Below are 16894 nucleotides of genomic sequence, written 5' to 3' on the forward strand. Positions count from 1 at the left end.
TTTTCTTTAAAAAACATAATTAACCTCAAGCCCAGAAAGGCTCAGCGTTCCTTTTAGGTAAACACACGGACTGTCTCCTTCTTGCACAACCGTTGTCTTGCCTTTTTCTTCAACTCCGCTTAAAATCGGTTCAACTTGAATAATAACATTCCAAGTTTTAGGCAAAAAAAGTTCAATATTGCTTAAAGAACCCTGTACATCTATTACAGCATTCTGTTCTTTAAGTACCGTATCGTCGAAATAAACTTTAAGATTGGACATCGAAGCATTAATTTCAGCCCTTTTAAAGTTTTCAGAACGAACATAGCGAATATTTGATGCCATCTTAGCTTCTATTTTGACATAAGAAAGATTTTCGCTTTTTGAATTTTCAAAACGTGTAACCTTAGAACGATAATGTTTCCATCCAGATTGAAAAATAATAGATAACCCTATTGCAATAAAAACTGCGGCACCGAGAACCGTCCAAGGGACAAGAAAAGTTATTCCAAGCTGTTTAGCATAAACAATCATTAAAAAGGCAACTGAAAAAACAATTACTGGTATATTAAAGTGTACTATTCCTTCAACAAAACTAGCAATAAAGAAAATCGTAAACAAAATACTCCAAAAACCAAAACTTCCTCCTAACCAGCCGACTCTACTTGCAATTAAAAGCAAGCCGCAAAGCAGAAAAAGTACTCCCCAAAACCATCTTTGCCTTTTCATATTATTACTTCCTTTCCTCCAATTTTTTTCTTAATTCTTTATAATACTTTCTTGAAACGTATACCTGCTTATAAGAATCCTGAAGTTGAACTAAACTGTTAGATAATGAATGTGTTAGTGAAAAAATTTTCTCAGTATTCAAAATTGTTGACTTGGAGATACGCATAAAATTTTGCGGTAAAAGCCTTTCAAGTTCATAAAGGCGGTAACGAGTTATGTATATATGCTCGGCAGTATGGGCATTTACCTGACGACCTTCAGTTTCAAAAAAAAGAATTCGGGGAACTTCCATATAATATTCAGTTATCCCTTTATAAACTTTAAGAGTAGAAATCATTTTATTTTTTTCTTGAAGTAGCTGACAAATTTTATGTATCTGCTCATTTGCAGGGGCATGGATAATAATTTCTGTTTCCTCAAGGCTGCTGTCAATCGTTGCTTTGATTTTCATAGTTATTTCCTTCCATTCTCTTAGTAGACCATAGCTTTTCTTTATAGTAAACAGGAATTGCTTAAGTGGGCAAAATTCTTGCCTATCAGGTAATTTATTTCAAAGTATTTTTTATTTTCATAAATTGTGAAAAGGTAAACTTCATTTTATGCTATACATTTTATAATTTCAGCTTTCCTTTACATATCCTTGAAAACTAGATTCTGCTAGAAGAGAGGCTTTTTAAGCGTAAAAAAAACTATATTCCAAATTTAGATTGAAATTCAAGAAAACTTTCCTTACAATTATCATTGTGCTATTTAATATTATTTTCACAAATAGATGGAGGTTTACTATGGAATCGTCACTTATTATTTCTTGGTGGGCGGCACTTTGCGGTCTGGCAATTGCTATCATTTTAATTCTGAAAAAGTTAAATCCTGTTTATTCACTGCTACTTGGAGCAATAATCGGGTCCATTCTAGGCGGTGCCAATTTAACACAGGTCATTGACATTCTGATAAAGGGCTCTCAAAGCGTCATGGGCACCGTTTTACGTGTTTTGGCCGCAGGAATGCTTGCTGGAGTTATGATGGAATCTGGAGCTGCAGACACTTTGGCAAGAACTATTGTAAATAAGCTAGGAGATCATCTGGCAATATTTGCACTATCACTTGCCACAATGGTTATTACAGCTGTCGGAGTTTTTATTCCGGTTGCTGTTTTGATTGTAGCTCCGATAGCCCTAGAAGTCGGTCAACGGATGAAAATCTCTAAACTTGCACTGCTGGTTGCACTTTCAGGAGGGGGCAAAGCAGGCAATCTTATCTCTCCAAACCCCAATACAATTGCAGCCGCAAAGGGTTTTAACGTTGAATTAAGTCAAGTAATGATTGCTGACTTTATTCCAGCAATGTTTGCGTTAGCTATGACCGTGATAATTGCAAACTGGATAAAAGCAAAAGGCAACCGTGTTCAAGATAACGATTTGCTCAATCTTAATGCCGAAAGCAAGGATAAAAAGCTGCCTTCACTTGGTTCATCCCTAGTAACTCCGGTTATTGCTATCGTACTTTTATTATTAAATCCGATTGGTTCAATTTTTCATCTTTCCTTTCTAACTGCTTTTAACCTTGACGCTTTATACGTCCTTCCATTTGCTGCTGTGGTTGGAGCTCTTGCAATGAAACAAGGCAACAAGCTGCGTGATTATGCCAAAGCAGGGGTCAGCAGAATGACTGATGTCGTGCTTATCTTAATAGGTGCAGGAGCGATCGGTGCTACCATTACTTCTTCAAACCTGCCCGCTGAAATAATTTCACTGATTAAGCTTTCCCATGTTTCTGGTGTTTTACTTGCTCCTCTTTCAGGCTTCCTTATGGCAGCTGCTTCAGCCTCAACTTCAACCGGCGTAATCCTTGCAACAGGATCTTTTTCAAAAGCAATCTTAGGGTTCGGGGTTTCTCCTCTAGCAGCAGCAGCTATGGTCCATACCGGTGGTATCATGCTCGATCAGCTTCCTCATGGCAACTATTTCCACGTAACTGCCAATGCTATGCACATGGATCTCAAAGAACGTTCACGTGCTATTTTTTATGAATTCCTAGTTGGTTCTACAGCAATGATCGTAGCTACAATCATGTATGGCTTTTTACATCTTTAAAATAATTTTATGGAGGATAGATTTATGAAATTTGTAATTGCACCTGACTCTTTTAAAGGCAGTCTCACTGCAAAAGAAGTAGCTGAAGCAATTGAAAACGGTATAAAAAAAATTTTCCCTGAAGCAACATTTGTTAAGATACCAATGGCAGATGGAGGCGAAGGAACAGTCCGTTCACTGGTTGATGCCAGCAATGGATCATTGATCACAAAAGAGGTTACCGGACCCCTTGGAAAAAAAGTAACTGCAACCTATGGATTGCTTGGAGATGGGGAAACTGCTGTTATCGAAATGGCAGAAGCTAGCGGTATCGGCTATATTAACGAAAAAACACGCGACCCCCTTAAAGCAACTACCTTTGGAACAGGTGAGCTCATTATTGATGCACTGGACCACAACGTAAAAAAGATAATATTAGGAATTGGAGGCAGTGCCACAAATGACGGTGGAGCCGGAATGGCTCAAGCGCTGGGCGTTAAGTTACTTGACTCTCTTGGAAACAACCTGCAGTTTGGTGGCGGAGCACTCAATAGCCTTTATAAAATCGACCTTAGAAAAACAGACCGCCGTATTCAAGAAACCGAAATTCTCATAGCTTCGGATGTAGTTAACCCGCTTGTTGGTCCCAAAGGTGCCTCAGCTGTTTTTGGCCCGCAAAAAGGTGCTACTGAAAAAATGATAACTCAATTGGACAAAAATCTGACGCACTACGCGGCCTTGATTAAAGAAACAACCGGTAAAGATCTGGTCAATTTTCCTGGTGCAGGTGCTGCTGGCGGACTTGGAGCAGGCTTACTAGCTTTCACCAACTCAAAGCTGGAAAAGGGAATTGATATTATTATAGACTACACAAAACTGAAAGAAAAAGCGGCAGACGCTGATTTCATTTTTACAGGCGAAGGTGGAGTTGATTTTCAGACTCAATACGGTAAAACTCCTTATGGGGTCGCATTAGCTGCTAAACAAGCTGCTCCGTCTGCGCCCGTTATCGTCTTAGCAGGAAATATCGGAGACAAAATAGATATCCTTTATGAAAAAAATGTGATTGATGCAATTTTTTCAACAGTTTGTGGAGCTAAGAATCTTTCTGCTGCATTTGCAGACAGTCAAAAAGATATTGCCCAAACTGCCGAAAATATTGCACGCTTACTGAAATCAGTTCAAAAATAACAGTTTTTATTTTCAAAAAGGCTGATCATAGTTTCTAAGTATAAATATTACTGAGAAAACTGTGGTCAGTTTTATTATTCTAATAATTAGAACAAATAATATTAGTTTGTTAAACTTAAACTAGAGAATTTTTAGTTTGGAAGGAGCACTACATGAATAAAAGACTGACTAAGCACCCTTTATTTCAATTAATTACCCTGATCATTGCTTTAGAAATCATTACTGTTTCAATTAACTTTTTTTACTCTCCAATTAATATTGCTGCCGGAGGTTCTACCGGGATTGCTATTTTATTACATGCAGCTTTCAAAATCTCACCTGCTCTTTCAGTACTCGTCATTAACGCTCTAATGGTTGTCTTTGCAGCTGTTTTTTTAGATAGGAAAATAGTTCAAAAAATTACCTTAGGAAGCTTTTTGCTGCCTTTATTGATGTATATCACTCCAAGTTTCAAAATCGTTAATGATCCACTGCTGGCAGTTATCATCGGAGGTGCAGTTTTTGCCTTGGGAATTGCAATATTATATAGAATAAATGCTTCAAGCGGTGGAACAACTGTTCCTCCGATGATTCTTAAAAAATATTTTCATATTAATACAGCAGTTTCTCTACTAGCAGTTGACTTTATAGTAACTTTCTTTAACATCTTTGTTTCAGGCTTAAATGCTTTTTTCATGGCTGTTTTTTCGTTAGTTATTACTTCTTTTGTCATGCGTTATATCGAAGCTGGTCTCGATCACAAATACCAAATACAAGTTATGAGTAAAGACAAAACTGCGCAAATTCAAGAAATGATACTCAACGAAAACCATAGTTTGACAGTCTACGATGTCCATGGCGGTTACAGTTCAAATCAAAAAGAATTATTGTTAGTGGTTGTTGATAATCAAAATTATGGCCCACTTTTAAGTGCCATTCACGATATTGATCCAGATGTCTTTATAATTACTACTCATGTAGTCAAAGTACACGGTGGCCGTTTTGGTATATAGTTTTTTAAGGTATTGTAGTTTTAACTTAACTGTAATTTTTAAATTACAAACCCATTTACTAAACTTTCTTTCAGTTTTTCTGCAATCTTGCGTAACTCACCTACGTGATCAGTAAATTCTTGCATAGTTGCCAATACTTCTTCTGCATTTGCTGAGACTTCTTGTGTTCCTGCAGCATTTTCTTCTGTTGAAGCCGAAATACTTGCCAGATTATCCGAGACCTTTTCTTGAATAACCTCAACTTTTTGCGTTAAATCTGCTGTAATCTTTATTCCGTCTAGAAGCTGATTGATCATTTTCACCAAATTGTCTGAAGAGGTAATTGCTTGATTGATCAATTGTGTTTGTTCTTGCCCGCCTTCAAGTGAAGCTGCCGTCCCAGCAACTACTTGCTTCGAATGCTGCTGAATTTTTTGAATGTTTGCTTCAATCTCTTTAGTGGATGTCTTGCTTTTTTTTGCCAACTTTCTAATTTCTGCTGCAACCACAGCAAAACCACGCCCTGCGTCACCTGCACTGGCAGCTTCGATTGAGGCATTAAGTGCTAAAAGATTAGTTTTCGCTGAAATACTATTAATCACTCCGACAACTTCATTAATGTCTTGTATATTTTCATCCATTTTGTTAATATCACGAACTTGGTTCTCAAGCACTTTTAACTGTCGTCCCCAGCCGCTTTCGACTTTTTTCATCACATATACGTTTTCTCGATTAACAACAGTAGTTTCTGCGGATTTTTCCTTCATCATCTGCATATTGTTGCCTAGTTCAGTAACAACGTGTGAAAGATTATGGATCTGTTCTACACTATGCTGCGTTTTTTTAGCTTGTTCTCCAGTTGTTTCAGCTATTCCGGCAATTGTTTTAGCTACTTCTTCCGTTGCAGTATCCGTTTGCTGTGATAATTCTAATAGTGCTCCTGACATTTCTGAAACATTTGTTCCCTCTTTTTGAATACTTAAAATAAGTTTTCCAATTGTACCGATCATTTTATTATAATAAAATATCAGTTGCTGAATTTCATTACCACTTTTTTTACCTTTAATTAATCTTGCAGCAAATTTACCGTAACCTTTTTGTGGTATCTTAGTTCCATCTACTTTAACTAAGTGGCCATTTCCAGCTTCTGCAAAAAAATGAACAAAGATATTAGCAATTACTTTTAGCGCCTTATTAAAAGTTAAAGCAATCAAGACTCCAATTAATAACACAAAAATTGCTGCTATCAAAGAAGCCTTTACTAATGACATGAGTTCAGGAACAAGTTCTTCTTTTTGTACCTGTGCGATCGACCACATCTCAGAATTTTTACCTTTAACATAATAAACAGACTGAACCTTTGAGATTCCATTAGGTTGTATACTGCCATCGGTAGTTTTTTGACTTTCAATACTTTTAAAAACATTTTGATTTTCGATATTTTTTCCAATCATTCTGTGATCAGTAGCAGCAATAACTAACCCCTTTTTAGAAACCAGCAAAGCGCTTCCTGTACGACCAATTTGCATCTGATCTAAGTTAATTTGAATATCATTATACGAAATATTAAAGGATAAAACCCCCAGCTTGCCTGAAGTATCGCGTACAGCTTCAGAAATACTTGTAACGTAGCTATTGCTTGTGGGATCTTTATAAGGATTACTCCAATAAATAACTCCTTCGTTTTTGATAGCTCCAGTATACCAAGCCTGCTTTTTAGGCGAAAAATGAAGATCCAGCTTATCATTATTAGTAACGTATTTATCATCGGAGGTTGCAAAAATCGCATTTTTAATAACTCCGTTTTCATTTTCTGCTGCTCTTATCAATGCATAAATATCATCGAGTTTAAAATTATCGCGAAATTCCGGTTGCTGCAGCATTCCCACAAGTGCTTTTTGTGCTGTATCATGAATCTGCTGCTGTTCATTATTAACAATTTCAACGGCCGATTTTTTGCTGTTGTTATTTCTGGTTATCAAAATATTCTTAGTATTTATGTATGAACTGAATAACATCCCTAAAATTGAAATAAATGCTACTATAATAATCAAGGCGGCCATATATGTTCCAATACTTTTAAAATTTAGTGCTGTTTTCTTATTTGAAAAATAATTAATGCTGAGGCCTGACCTCTTAATTTTCTTCCAAATATTGTTTTTGAAACCGTTAATTTTTGCTCGCATCACATTAATTCTCCTTAGACCAGCATAATTTTATACTATTAGTAACTATCGGCCTTTTTTCAAAAGTTTTTTATCATAATTCCCCTTAGAAATGTAATCTTTTTGTAAATGTTTTTAATAATTTTTTTTAACAAAAAAAAGGCTGAGCCAAAAGTTAATTTTTGACCCAGTCCTTCTGTTTTAAGCTGCAATATGCGCATTAATGTGTTTCGAACAGCCAAAATATTTTTTGCTTCTTTAACCTTCAATAGTAATTTCAGTATTAATTTTAAACTTAGGATACTTTTTTTCCTCTACGTACATTGTTCCTGGCAGTTTTGCTTCTGTAGCACCTGTAAAACTAATCGCAATATGCCCTAGATTTGAAAGATTCGTTTGAACTTCATTTCCGACCGCCGTAATTCGATATTTATTTCCATCAATTTTTAAAACCATGTTATTTTTAATTTCCTTTAAAACCGGTTTGACATTTATAATGTAACAGGATGAACGCAACGCATCCGGAGCTTCACTTCCAAACAAAATAGCCATCCCGATTTCTCCGAAATCTTGTGCTTCTTTCCCGATTTCAACGACATTTGTTTCAAATATCCTATCATACTTCATTTCCATTCACCTCAATTGAAAAAGTATTACTTGCCCGCATATAATCCAAAACTAGCAATCCAAGCAACAAATACGCGCGGTACACCATTTATGAAGCGACTATATAGTACAGATGGAACTCCGACCTCGACGGTCTTAGAATCAGCTTCTGCTAAGCCCAAACCAACAGGAATAAAATCACAACCGTTTTGCGTATTTATTGCAAATAACGCTGGCAACGCATATTGCGGCGGAATATTTCCCTTGCCAATTTCAACACCGATTAAGGTTCCAATAACTTGCCCGATAACTGCCCCTGGGCCTAATAGCGGGGAAAGAAATGGCAATGAACAGATGAAACCTAAAATCATTAATCCCCAAACATTTCCTGCCAATGGCTCCATAACCTTTGCAAAAACTTTACCAATTCCTGAACCATTAATAATACCAATAAGTAAAGCAACAAAAGCCATAAATGGAATAATTGTGTTAATTACTGTTTGAACAGCATCTTTGGCAGCTTGATTAAATGTTGAAACAACACGTCCAGCACCGATTCCAATTTTTGTTAAAAACCCTGGGTCCTTATCCTGCTGCGTCAAAGTCTTAGTATTATCAAACTTTGTACTTTCACCTTTATTTTGATCAGTAACACTTTCAGTTTTGCTGCTAGGTTCAATACTAGTTTCATGTTCATCTGCTAACATTATCTGATCTGTATCAACATTAGAAACATAATTACTTTCTTTCATAAATTGCGCAAGCGGACCGCTTTTACCGGTTGGTAAAACGTTAATCGTTGGAATACCCTTTTTAGGATAAATGCCGCAACGCAGCGTCCCACCACAGTCAACAATTGCCAACGCAGTTTCCTCATCTGGAATAGAAGTTTTAAAACCGTCGACTGCTTGCATTCCGGTTAGCTTTACAATTTTGTCAACAATTGCCGGCTTGTTACCTCCAGTGACATAAATAAATTTATGCTTTTGTGCTGTTGGTGTAATTACTAACGGTCCGCCCCAGCCACCAGAGCCTTTAACAATTCGAATACTTTTAAATTCCTTTGTCATTGTAATTTCCCCCACTTTCATTCAAATTAGTTTTTCAATTCAACTTGCTTAGACAGCTTGATTCCTTGTTGTCTGCAAACATACGCAGTAGTAAAGTCTGTAACCCAACCGCCAATGAAGTTCATCACCAAGCCGACTAATAAATACCGAACAGCCAAATCCATTGTATTTAAACCTAATTTCTGAACGCCTTGTGCAATTCCCAGCCAAATAAAGTATTCAGATGGGTTAATATGAGGAAAGACACCATTACTTGTATGGCAAAACTGGGCAATAGAAGCATACCAGCTAGGCTTGTAATATTCAGGTAAAAACCTTCCCATTGAATGTGCCATCGGATTCCCTAACATAAATGCTGAAACAAATGGCAAAATCAAATAACGGGTCACTGGATTCTTGGATGAGGCTTTTGCCAGCTTAGCCATCTTTTTATCACCTACGAAGGCAATAATTGCATTCATCAATACTAATAACAACAGGACTACCGGAATGATCGATGTCATCCATCCCATAAAAGTTTTTCCACCAGTTTGAAAAAGACCCATGAACCCAGAAGCAAAATCAGTTATATAATGCATATTGTTCAACTCCTTTAAATTTAAGACCCGCTTAATTTCAACAATAGTTTATTTTTTATTTCATTTAATCGAGTAAAGAGCGGCATTGAGAATATATTTACCGTAGTGTCAAATGCCTTTTCATCCATCTTGCCAGTTTTAAAATTGACATAATTTTTATAAGCATCTAAAAGACAGCTGCGTGTAAGGTTATCAAAGCTTTTCAAATAATTATAATCTGCAGCTATAATTTGAAGCTGCTGACCAGTAAGTTTCTCTAATTCTTTAAATTTGGCAAAAATAGTAACCCCTTTCATTATCCGTGCTTCTTTAATTTTGCCAGTATTATCAAGCGACATTAGAATCAAACTTCCAGACCTTATTTTTTGGGGATTTCTTCCTACCAATACTTTCCCTTGTATTCTTAGTTCATGGTAATTTCTAGTAAAATTTTTAATTTGGAAAATACCTAAAATTCCCTGCATAATAAATGCTGTTGCAATGAATAAACCCATAACGATTAGCATTTAGATCCCCTCCGCAATCTGTGAAAATGGCAACGTTTTATTATAGTTCAATAAATTGTTGTAAAGCCCGCCGTGACGTGAAATCGAAAAAATCAAATCATAAACTTCTGACAAAGTCTTGCTTAATAGCGGTTCTAACTTTTGAGGAATACCGATCAGAAAAACTACTCTGACCTTTCTGTTTTGATATACTGTATCTTTATCAAAAATCCCAATTGTCAGGAGAATCCTTTTATGGCTAGAATCATCAATTATATGTGGTATCGAAATTCCATTTTCAAAAACATTACTTGCCTTTTTCTCTCTTTTGATCCAAGTTTTAAGAAAATTTTCCGTTAATTGTTCAGCGTTAATTTCCTGTTGAATCATTTGTTTTGTTCCTTTCAAATAGCCTAATTTTGAATCTAATCGTGTGACCCGCAACTTGCAATATTTTTCTAAGATAGCATCTTCTACAAAAGAGATTCGTATCTTACTGGTTAATTCTTCCGTTCTAAAGACACTATTGATTCTTACCACCGGAACATTCTTATCCTCATACCTAACTGGATAGTTTGAAAAAATAATGAGATATTTTTCGTGAGATCTTTCCAATTCACTGATGGTGTTAAAAGCATCAACTTCTACATAATCCAGCATTATTTCGTTTAACTGCCGAACAATTAATTTTTTTATGCTTCGGCTGATTGGTCCCACAATAGCAGCTTTTAAGGACACTTGATGCCCTTGTTTTTCCTCAAGTTCCATTTGATAGTAAATCGTTAGGTAATTGATTTCACTTTTTGAAATTTTAAACATAGTATATTTTTCGAAAAATGAAGCTGTTTCTAATGATAGTTCAAGCGCAATGGGATATTTTTCAATTGCTTCATCACTTAAAATGTTTTCAGCTTCGGACTTAAAAACAACACGATTCATCATAAACAGAAGGTGATACTTTGTTTGAAGAAAAAAATGCTTATAATCAAGTTGAACATCTACTTTCTGCTTAACAATCTGGGCAGCACTCGTATACATTTTTTTAACTTTTTCTAGACTTTTGTTCAACAACCTTGAATCCATCTTCGAATTAAATTTTATATTGAATGGATAACAGATAAACTGAAGTTCAGTTTGAGTAAAGCCATCTCTTTTTGGAGAAAGATCTTTTAAATATTTAACAAAATCTGCCAGGGTATCAGTATTAAATAAGTTTTTATAAAAAGGAATCTCTTCCTTTATCCGATGTCCATGTCTAATAAGGTTCAAGATAATTGAGATATTTCTTTTAACAAGAAACTCTGTTTTTTCCGTTGTGTCTATTTTACTTATTAGACCCATAAGCTTCTTTTGCTTTAATTCATCAAAATTCAACTCAGGCATTGGATAATAGTCGCATACTAGATTGGCAAGCAGCAAACCATAGACATAGTCTTTTTTTACAGATAGTCTGATCCCATTATTTGTTACAGAAGTTATTTTTACATCGTATTCTCTTAAAATATCTTTCAAACTTGCAAGGTCTTTGACAAGAGTACCCTTGCTGATTGATAATTTTTCAGCTAAATCTTCAAGAACAATATAACCATTTGCCTTAATCAGCTGATATGTGATGAATGCACGCCTTTTTAACGGATCATTAAGATCCAGCGATAACTTTAAAAAAGATGTTTGTAAAGATGTTAATCTTTTATAATCTTTAACTTTCAGATAGTAGCGTCCTTGATTATTCTTTATTTCAGCTATTTCCTGCAGATTCTCATTCAAGCTTACAATATACTTCAACAAGGTACGTTTTGAAATATGGAATTGTGCAATCAGCTCTTCTAAAACTACAGAATCATTAACAATAAAATATTTCAATAAAAGATATTCTCTTCCGTTCATATAATCAATTCCTTAACCTCTGGACTTTCCTCCTGCAACATTAGTTGTTACTCCGGTAATGTAGCTTGCTCTTTTTGATAAATAATAAGCTACTAGATCTGCAACTTCATACAAATGGCCACTTCTTCCCAATGGGGTTGTTGTTGTACTGCTATATCCAGCTCTTATTTGTGCAACTGTTTTATGACGAGTATAAGCCAAAGCCTCTTCATACGCGAGTGTTCGTAAGCCGGTAGCTTCCATGATTCCAGGAGCAACCCCAACCACGCGAACATTGAACTCGCCCAATTCCTTTGCCCAAGAACGTGTCAAGCCATTTATTGCTCCTTTTGTTGCTGAATAAATACTTTGTCCCTGTGATCCTTCTAAACCAGCTTCAGAAGACATATTAACAATCACACCATCTTTTTGCTTAACTAGCTGACGCGCAACAGCTTGGGACAGCAAGAAAACACTCTTTACATTTACGCTAAACATCTTATTAAAGTTTTCGGCTGTAAACTCAAATTTACTATGTGGCTTCTTAGCATCCACCAATAATCGTGGCAAATTAATTCCTGCATTATTTACAAGCCCATCAATTTTACCTTGATCTGAAACTACCTTATCTACTAAGCTAGCCACAGCTGTCTCTGAAGTTACGTCTGTTTGTACAAAAAACAAATCTTTCTCTTTTTTTCCATTGTCCTTTAGGTCTGCATTATAGACAATAGCATTTAAACTTAAAAGTTTGTCTATTATTGCTGCTCCTATTCCGGATGAACCTCCAGTTACAATAAATACTTTTTTTGATAAACCTAGCCAATCTTCTGTCATAAGAAACACCCTCCATATAATTTATTTACAACTATAGAGTAATGTAACCGCTGTCTTTTGTTAATACAGCTTTTTTCACGAAAAATTGAAAAATACTATGTCAATCAATCTTTATTATAAATTTTCAGTTGCCCAACCCAGTCATGACAGTCTTAAAAATAATGAAATTATCTATTAACCTGTATTGTCCAGACAAATAGACGCTGAAACAAATTAATAACTTTTATTTCAGCGCCTAATCTATATAAATCACATTCTATTATTCACTATTTTACTATTTTTTTTACCTAATTTTACTTATCAAGACCTTCTTATTTTTTTAATTCATCTATTTATTGTATTCACATACTGTTTATAATGCTTGCATAATAGAGCAAGATTTGTGTTAACATTAGAGCTTCATGGCTTCTTGTTTCCACAAAAATATAAGAAATTGTATTTTTTTATAACACCACCAAGGTTTCATTTACGGTTACAGGTTAGAAATTTACATACACCATAGTTATAAATATGATCTGGTAATAGTTAGACCTCCTGTTTATGAAGTTAAATTAAAGATATTTTACTTGGAAATAATAAGCTTTTTTACTTCTTTCCAACTTCCCGAATTTTTAACATTCCTGCAAAGATGCTTGAAATCAAAAAATTATTGTTTTATTTTTTTAAAAATATACCACTTGCTGAAAAAATAGTTTGCAAGCACAACGACCACATTGTCCAACACTTTAACAATGAAGGTATCCCACTGTAAGAGTGTAATTCCTATCCATGTAATAATAATATCTATTACAAGTGTCATTATGCGAAAGAAGAAAAAAGAACCCATTTCAGTGAAAAAACTATGCATATTGCGAAATGGAGTGGAGAAAACCCAAATTTTATTAGAAATGTAGGCCACTAAAACAGCAAAGAACCAAGCAATTACATTGCCAACCTGATAGTTCAGCCCCAGCTTAACCCATACCATAAAAATACCGATATTAATAACAGTCGTCACCACTCCCCAAAAAAGGTATGCAATAACAGCTTTATATTTTTGATATAGCTTTTTTATTTTATTTGCTAACAGCTCCATCTTTTTTTACCTGCCTTCTTTGGGTTTTCAATAACACCAGACGAAATTCGAATTCACGTCTTTCTTTTTGCAAAACAGCATCTAATACTAAGCCTGTATAATATGAAATAATCGCCGAAATCACTAAAAACCCACAAAGAATCAAAGTAGGCATCTTATCGACAAAACCCGTTTTCAAGAAAGGGATCCAGATATTTGGAATAAAGAAGATAATTGCAAGAACCAGAAGCAAACTTGAGATAAGCGAATAAAAACGTAGTGGATGATAGTTTCGATACAAAGAGAAAATACGACGTAATACTTTCAACCCATCACTGAAAGTGTTGAGTTTTGAAATACTGCCATCTGGACGGTCACGATAGTCAATTACGTAATTTTCAATTGCCATGTTATTCTCAATCGCAAATATACTCATCTCAGTTTCTATCTCAAATCCCTGCGATAAAACTGGATAAACTTTTACAAATTGATAACTGAATGCCCGATAACCAGTCATAATATCATGAATATTACTCTTAAATAATTTATTAATACTTTGTCTGACGATCCGATTACCAAGATTGTGAAACGGCCTTTTATTCTCATAGAAATAACTTGATGATAGTCTATCGCCGACTACCATATCTATGTTCTTCTGTTTTATCAAATCAACCATAGCAGGAATCGTATCTGCCGGATAAGTATCATCACCATCTAACAAAACATAATATTCAGCATCTATCTCACGAAACATACGGCGGATAACGTTTCCTTTCCCTTGCAAGTACTCATGGCGTACAATGGCACCTGCTCTTTTTGCTTCTTCCACAGTATTATCCATCGAATTATTATCATACACATAAATTTTAGTACCAATAATGCTTCGAGTAGCTCCTTGACAATCTCTAACTACCTTAGAAATTGTTAATCCTTCGTTATAACACGGAATTAAAATTGCTAATTTGTCCAACTTTTTTCTCCTTACTTAACTTTATTTTCATATACTTCACGCCACACATAGGCAACAAATAACGGTAAAATCGCTAACCCCATTATACCGTAACGAGAATATCCATTAACCGGGGACATAGTTGGCACCAAAGTCAAAAGGATTAATGGCAACAGTGCAATTAAATACTGTATCTTTAATTTTGAAATAACTATTCCAAATAAAATAATCATTGTCCAAAAGGGCATCCCAACATTTGCTATTAAAGCTACTACCGGCATTGTTATAATTGCAGAAATAATATCTCTTGAAAGATTTAAAAACCACTTTGGAAATACATAATTATAGTTTTTATACCAATGCGGCTTTAATATTCTAACATTATTCATATAATCAAAGCTCAAAAATAATGAATCATTATTATTAATAGCATTAAAAAATGGATTCAAAAATCTACTGTTAGCTTGCAAATAAACCTTAACGTAATCCAAGGGATGACTTATTCCCATCTTTAACCAGAGTTTTAAAAATGCAGCTGTTTCTTTTTTTATTTTTGGCGTTGCTTCAAGCTTTAATTCGTTGTTGTTTACTTTTTTAATTGCATCTTCATTTGATAAAAAAGTGTTTACAGGATATAATTCTTTCAGCTTATCTGCTTGATTTACATTATATCTGCTCTTAATCTCATTTAATGGCAGTATTTTATTTAATACTTTCTTATCGTCAGTTGAAAAGTGTTCAGGATACATCAAATATTCATATGCTGTTTGGCGCATTGGAATTGTCAAAGCTTCCCCTGGCGACCCGGGAATAACATGTAATGCATTAAGCACTACTTTATTCCAGCCTAAAAATAAAAGTAGACTTGTCAGAAAAACAAAAGCCACTTTAGTCCATTTTTTCTTTAGGAGCATCGAATAAATAGTCAAAAGAAGCAAACTAATAATTACTACGTATCCGCCATCATTTCTAAAGAACATCATTAAAGTACTAGAAACAAACAACAGTAAATAGTCAAGAGTTTGTAGCTTTTTCCTATGTGAAATTGCATCGAAAACTTGCAGATAGTTTAAGCAAAACCAAACACAAAAAGCATAAAAAAGAGAACTTTTGTCAACTGTTTGAACATATGCACCAAAAATTGGTAACGAAAAAAATAGAAAAGTAAATTTACCAGCAATTTTACCAATACGCTTTGATACAAAAATAATTGCTTGCGCATAAATAAAAGCTGAAATAACCGCCTGAATTACAACAATTAAAAAGATCCCTAAATTCGGTCCCCCTAATTTTGAACCTATGTCAAAAACAGTTCCAAAGAAAAGAGTCACAAACCAAGGATGATGATTAGTCGGAACATATGTAAAGTTAAGAAAACTAAGATGAAGATTCTGATATTCATCAAATTGACGAAAAGCATCCCACGTAACAGTTCCCGGTAAAAAGGGAATAATAATCAATAACCAAACCAGCATAAGCAACAAGGCAATCAGGCAAGTGTTATTTTCATAATGACCTGACCCTATCTTTTCTTCAAAAAGATGAGTAATAATCGCAATTGTTGCCGAAAATGTAACTGCAAAACCAATAATAACAAATAAGGTCATTATAAAATTTACAGGATCTCCAGCGATGTATTTGCTGCCTTTGATGTAGGCTGTCACTTCTATTGAACTGAAAGCATATGTAAAGGTATACAAAAAAGACAGTATCGTACCAAAAATCCAAGCAGTTCTTCTTATCTTAACTTTCTTTTTATAATCAATAAAATAAATAAGGATCGCAATCCATAAAATCGCCAGCAGGCTAAGCGACTGATTAATAACAATTCTCCCTGCAATTGCATGATTTTCTTTAATATATACCCCTGGAAAGTTTACAATGAAAGAAAACATTGCAATAATCCACAAAACTGGTTTAACTTTTTTAATCATTTTTACATCCAAGTATCTCACTGTTTTAATTACCTTTCTCAACTATTATATTCATACTTTGATATTCTAATATAAAAACTAAAAAAAAGATAGTTGCGACTTATACGCAACATAAGTAGGTTATAAAGCCGGAAAAGTACGGCATATACGTCAAACGTTTGAACTGTTATTAATGTTCTTTAAAAAAAGTTTAGCCTAAATTTAATGTTTTTAAACGTCAAGCTATTTTCTTCATTATTTTACCCCTAATTATAAGCAAACAGTTTAAAAATAAAAAATTTTTTTACCCAGTTTTGAGTTATATACGCTAAATACACTAAAATCCTAATTTTTAAACCCAAACATCAAGTATAAATCATAACCACCCGTCTAACGGGTGGTTTGCTCCAGGGCTATAAGCCCTATGTA

General features: G+C 34.6%; 15 protein-coding genes. 3 read left to right on the plus strand and 12 right to left on the minus strand.

Annotated features, from left to right (window positions below; translation table 11 throughout):
- Window positions 1-6: 6 nt before the first annotated feature.
- Together FD46_RS01055 and FD46_RS01060 are read right to left on the minus strand one after the other, a co-directional pair.
- Entirely contained in the window at window positions 7-708 is a 702-nt protein-coding gene (locus FD46_RS01055; RefSeq protein WP_057895332.1) for a LiaF transmembrane domain-containing protein, read from the minus strand.
- A gap of 4 nt (window positions 709-712) precedes the next feature.
- Complete coding sequence (locus tag FD46_RS01060; protein ID WP_057895333.1) at window positions 713-1159, minus strand: LytTR family DNA-binding domain-containing protein; 447 nt, start codon at window positions 1157-1159, stop codon at window positions 713-715.
- A 334-nt stretch (window positions 1160-1493) separates the two neighbouring features.
- Here FD46_RS01060 and FD46_RS01065 point away from each other — a divergent pair, with 334 nt between their 5' ends.
- The 3 genes from FD46_RS01065 (at window position 1494) to FD46_RS01075 (ending at window position 4963) form a co-directional block, all read left to right on the plus strand.
- Complete coding sequence (locus FD46_RS01065) at window positions 1494-2801, plus strand: GntP family permease (RefSeq protein ID WP_057895334.1); 1308 nt, start codon at window positions 1494-1496, stop codon at window positions 2799-2801.
- Between the two features lie 24 nt (window positions 2802-2825).
- Window positions 2826-3971: a glycerate kinase family protein gene (locus FD46_RS01070; RefSeq protein ID WP_057895335.1), complete on the plus strand. Its 1146-nt coding sequence runs from the start codon at window positions 2826-2828 to the stop codon at window positions 3969-3971.
- 152 nt (window positions 3972-4123) lie between these two features.
- On the plus strand, window positions 4124-4963 hold the full coding sequence (locus FD46_RS01075) for a YitT family protein (RefSeq protein ID WP_057895336.1): 840 nt from the start codon (window positions 4124-4126) through the stop codon (window positions 4961-4963).
- Between the two features lie 38 nt (window positions 4964-5001).
- On the opposite strand, the gene FD46_RS01080 is transcribed toward FD46_RS01075, so the two are convergent.
- The 10 genes from FD46_RS01080 to FD46_RS01130 form a co-directional block, all read right to left on the minus strand.
- Window positions 5002-7128: a methyl-accepting chemotaxis protein gene (locus FD46_RS01080; protein WP_083479328.1), complete on the minus strand. Its 2127-nt coding sequence runs from the start codon at window positions 7126-7128 to the stop codon at window positions 5002-5004.
- 237 nt (window positions 7129-7365) lie between these two features.
- Window positions 7366-7740: a PTS glucitol/sorbitol transporter subunit IIA gene (locus FD46_RS01090; RefSeq protein ID WP_057895338.1), complete on the minus strand. Its 375-nt coding sequence runs from the start codon at window positions 7738-7740 to the stop codon at window positions 7366-7368.
- 20 nt (window positions 7741-7760) lie between these two features.
- A complete protein-coding gene (gene srlE, locus FD46_RS01095; RefSeq protein WP_057895339.1) occupies window positions 7761-8783 on the minus strand; it encodes a PTS glucitol/sorbitol transporter subunit IIB in 1023 nt (340 codons plus the stop codon).
- A gap of 26 nt (window positions 8784-8809) precedes the next feature.
- The gene (gene srlA / locus FD46_RS01100; RefSeq protein ID WP_057895340.1) at window positions 8810-9361 is read right to left on the minus strand and encodes a PTS glucitol/sorbitol transporter subunit IIC; all 552 of its coding nucleotides are present in this window, start codon (window positions 9359-9361) and stop codon (window positions 8810-8812) included.
- 20 nt (window positions 9362-9381) lie between these two features.
- On the minus strand, window positions 9382-9867 hold the full coding sequence (locus FD46_RS01105) for a transcriptional regulator GutM (protein ID WP_057895341.1): 486 nt from the start codon (window positions 9865-9867) through the stop codon (window positions 9382-9384).
- Entirely contained in the window at window positions 9868-11733 is a 1866-nt protein-coding gene (locus FD46_RS01110) for a BglG family transcription antiterminator (protein ID WP_057895342.1), read from the minus strand.
- 12 nt (window positions 11734-11745) lie between these two features.
- Window positions 11746-12549, minus strand: a complete 804-nt coding sequence (locus FD46_RS01115) for an SDR family oxidoreductase (protein ID WP_057895343.1) — start codon at window positions 12547-12549, stop codon at window positions 11746-11748.
- Between the two features lie 646 nt (window positions 12550-13195).
- Window positions 13196-13624 (minus strand): GtrA family protein, encoded by a 429-nt coding sequence (locus FD46_RS01120; protein WP_057895344.1) that lies wholly within the window; start codon window positions 13622-13624, stop codon window positions 13196-13198.
- Window positions 13605-14573, minus strand: a complete 969-nt coding sequence (locus FD46_RS01125; protein ID WP_057895345.1) for a glycosyltransferase family 2 protein — start codon at window positions 14571-14573, stop codon at window positions 13605-13607. The genes FD46_RS01120 and FD46_RS01125 overlap by 20 nt, the downstream gene beginning before the upstream one ends.
- A gap of 11 nt (window positions 14574-14584) precedes the next feature.
- Window positions 14585-16486, minus strand: coding sequence for a DUF6020 family protein (locus FD46_RS01130; protein ID WP_057895346.1), 1902 nt, complete (start codon window positions 16484-16486; stop codon window positions 14585-14587).
- Between the last annotated feature and the right edge of the window lie 408 nt (window positions 16487-16894).

This window comes from Liquorilactobacillus oeni DSM 19972 (assembly GCF_001436275.1).
In the GTDB taxonomy this organism is placed as follows: Bacteria; Bacillota; Bacilli; order Lactobacillales; family Lactobacillaceae; genus Liquorilactobacillus; species Liquorilactobacillus oeni.

What these genes read in the sequence shown, in the direction of transcription:
- FD46_RS01055 (WP_057895332.1), bottom strand. Translation starts at nt 708, where the DNA reads ATGAAAAGGCAAAGATGGTTTTGGGGAGTACTTTTTCTGCTTTGCGGC.
- FD46_RS01060 (WP_057895333.1), bottom strand. Translation starts at nt 1,159, where the DNA reads ATGAAAATCAAAGCAACGATTGACAGCAGCCTTGAGGAAACAGAAATT.
- FD46_RS01065 (WP_057895334.1), top strand. Translation starts at nt 1,494, where the DNA reads ATGGAATCGTCACTTATTATTTCTTGGTGGGCGGCACTTTGCGGTCTG.
- FD46_RS01070 (WP_057895335.1), top strand. Translation starts at nt 2,826, where the DNA reads ATGAAATTTGTAATTGCACCTGACTCTTTTAAAGGCAGTCTCACTGCA.
- FD46_RS01075 (WP_057895336.1), top strand. Translation starts at nt 4,124, where the DNA reads ATGAATAAAAGACTGACTAAGCACCCTTTATTTCAATTAATTACCCTG.
- FD46_RS01080 (WP_083479328.1), bottom strand. Translation starts at nt 7,128, where the DNA reads ATGCGAGCAAAAATTAACGGTTTCAAAAACAATATTTGGAAGAAAATT.
- FD46_RS01090 (WP_057895338.1), bottom strand. Translation starts at nt 7,740, where the DNA reads ATGGAAATGAAGTATGATAGGATATTTGAAACAAATGTCGTTGAAATC.
- srlE (WP_057895339.1), bottom strand. Translation starts at nt 8,783, where the DNA reads ATGACAAAGGAATTTAAAAGTATTCGAATTGTTAAAGGCTCTGGTGGC.
- srlA (WP_057895340.1), bottom strand. Translation starts at nt 9,361, where the DNA reads ATGCATTATATAACTGATTTTGCTTCTGGGTTCATGGGTCTTTTTCAA.
- FD46_RS01105 (WP_057895341.1), bottom strand. Translation starts at nt 9,867, where the DNA reads ATGCTAATCGTTATGGGTTTATTCATTGCAACAGCATTTATTATGCAG.
- FD46_RS01110 (WP_057895342.1), bottom strand. Translation starts at nt 11,733, where the DNA reads ATGAACGGAAGAGAATATCTTTTATTGAAATATTTTATTGTTAATGAT.
- FD46_RS01115 (WP_057895343.1), bottom strand. Translation starts at nt 12,549, where the DNA reads ATGACAGAAGATTGGCTAGGTTTATCAAAAAAAGTATTTATTGTAACT.
- FD46_RS01120 (WP_057895344.1), bottom strand. Translation starts at nt 13,624, where the DNA reads ATGGAGCTGTTAGCAAATAAAATAAAAAAGCTATATCAAAAATATAAA.
- FD46_RS01130 (WP_057895346.1), bottom strand. Translation starts at nt 16,486, where the DNA reads ATGATTAAAAAAGTTAAACCAGTTTTGTGGATTATTGCAATGTTTTCT.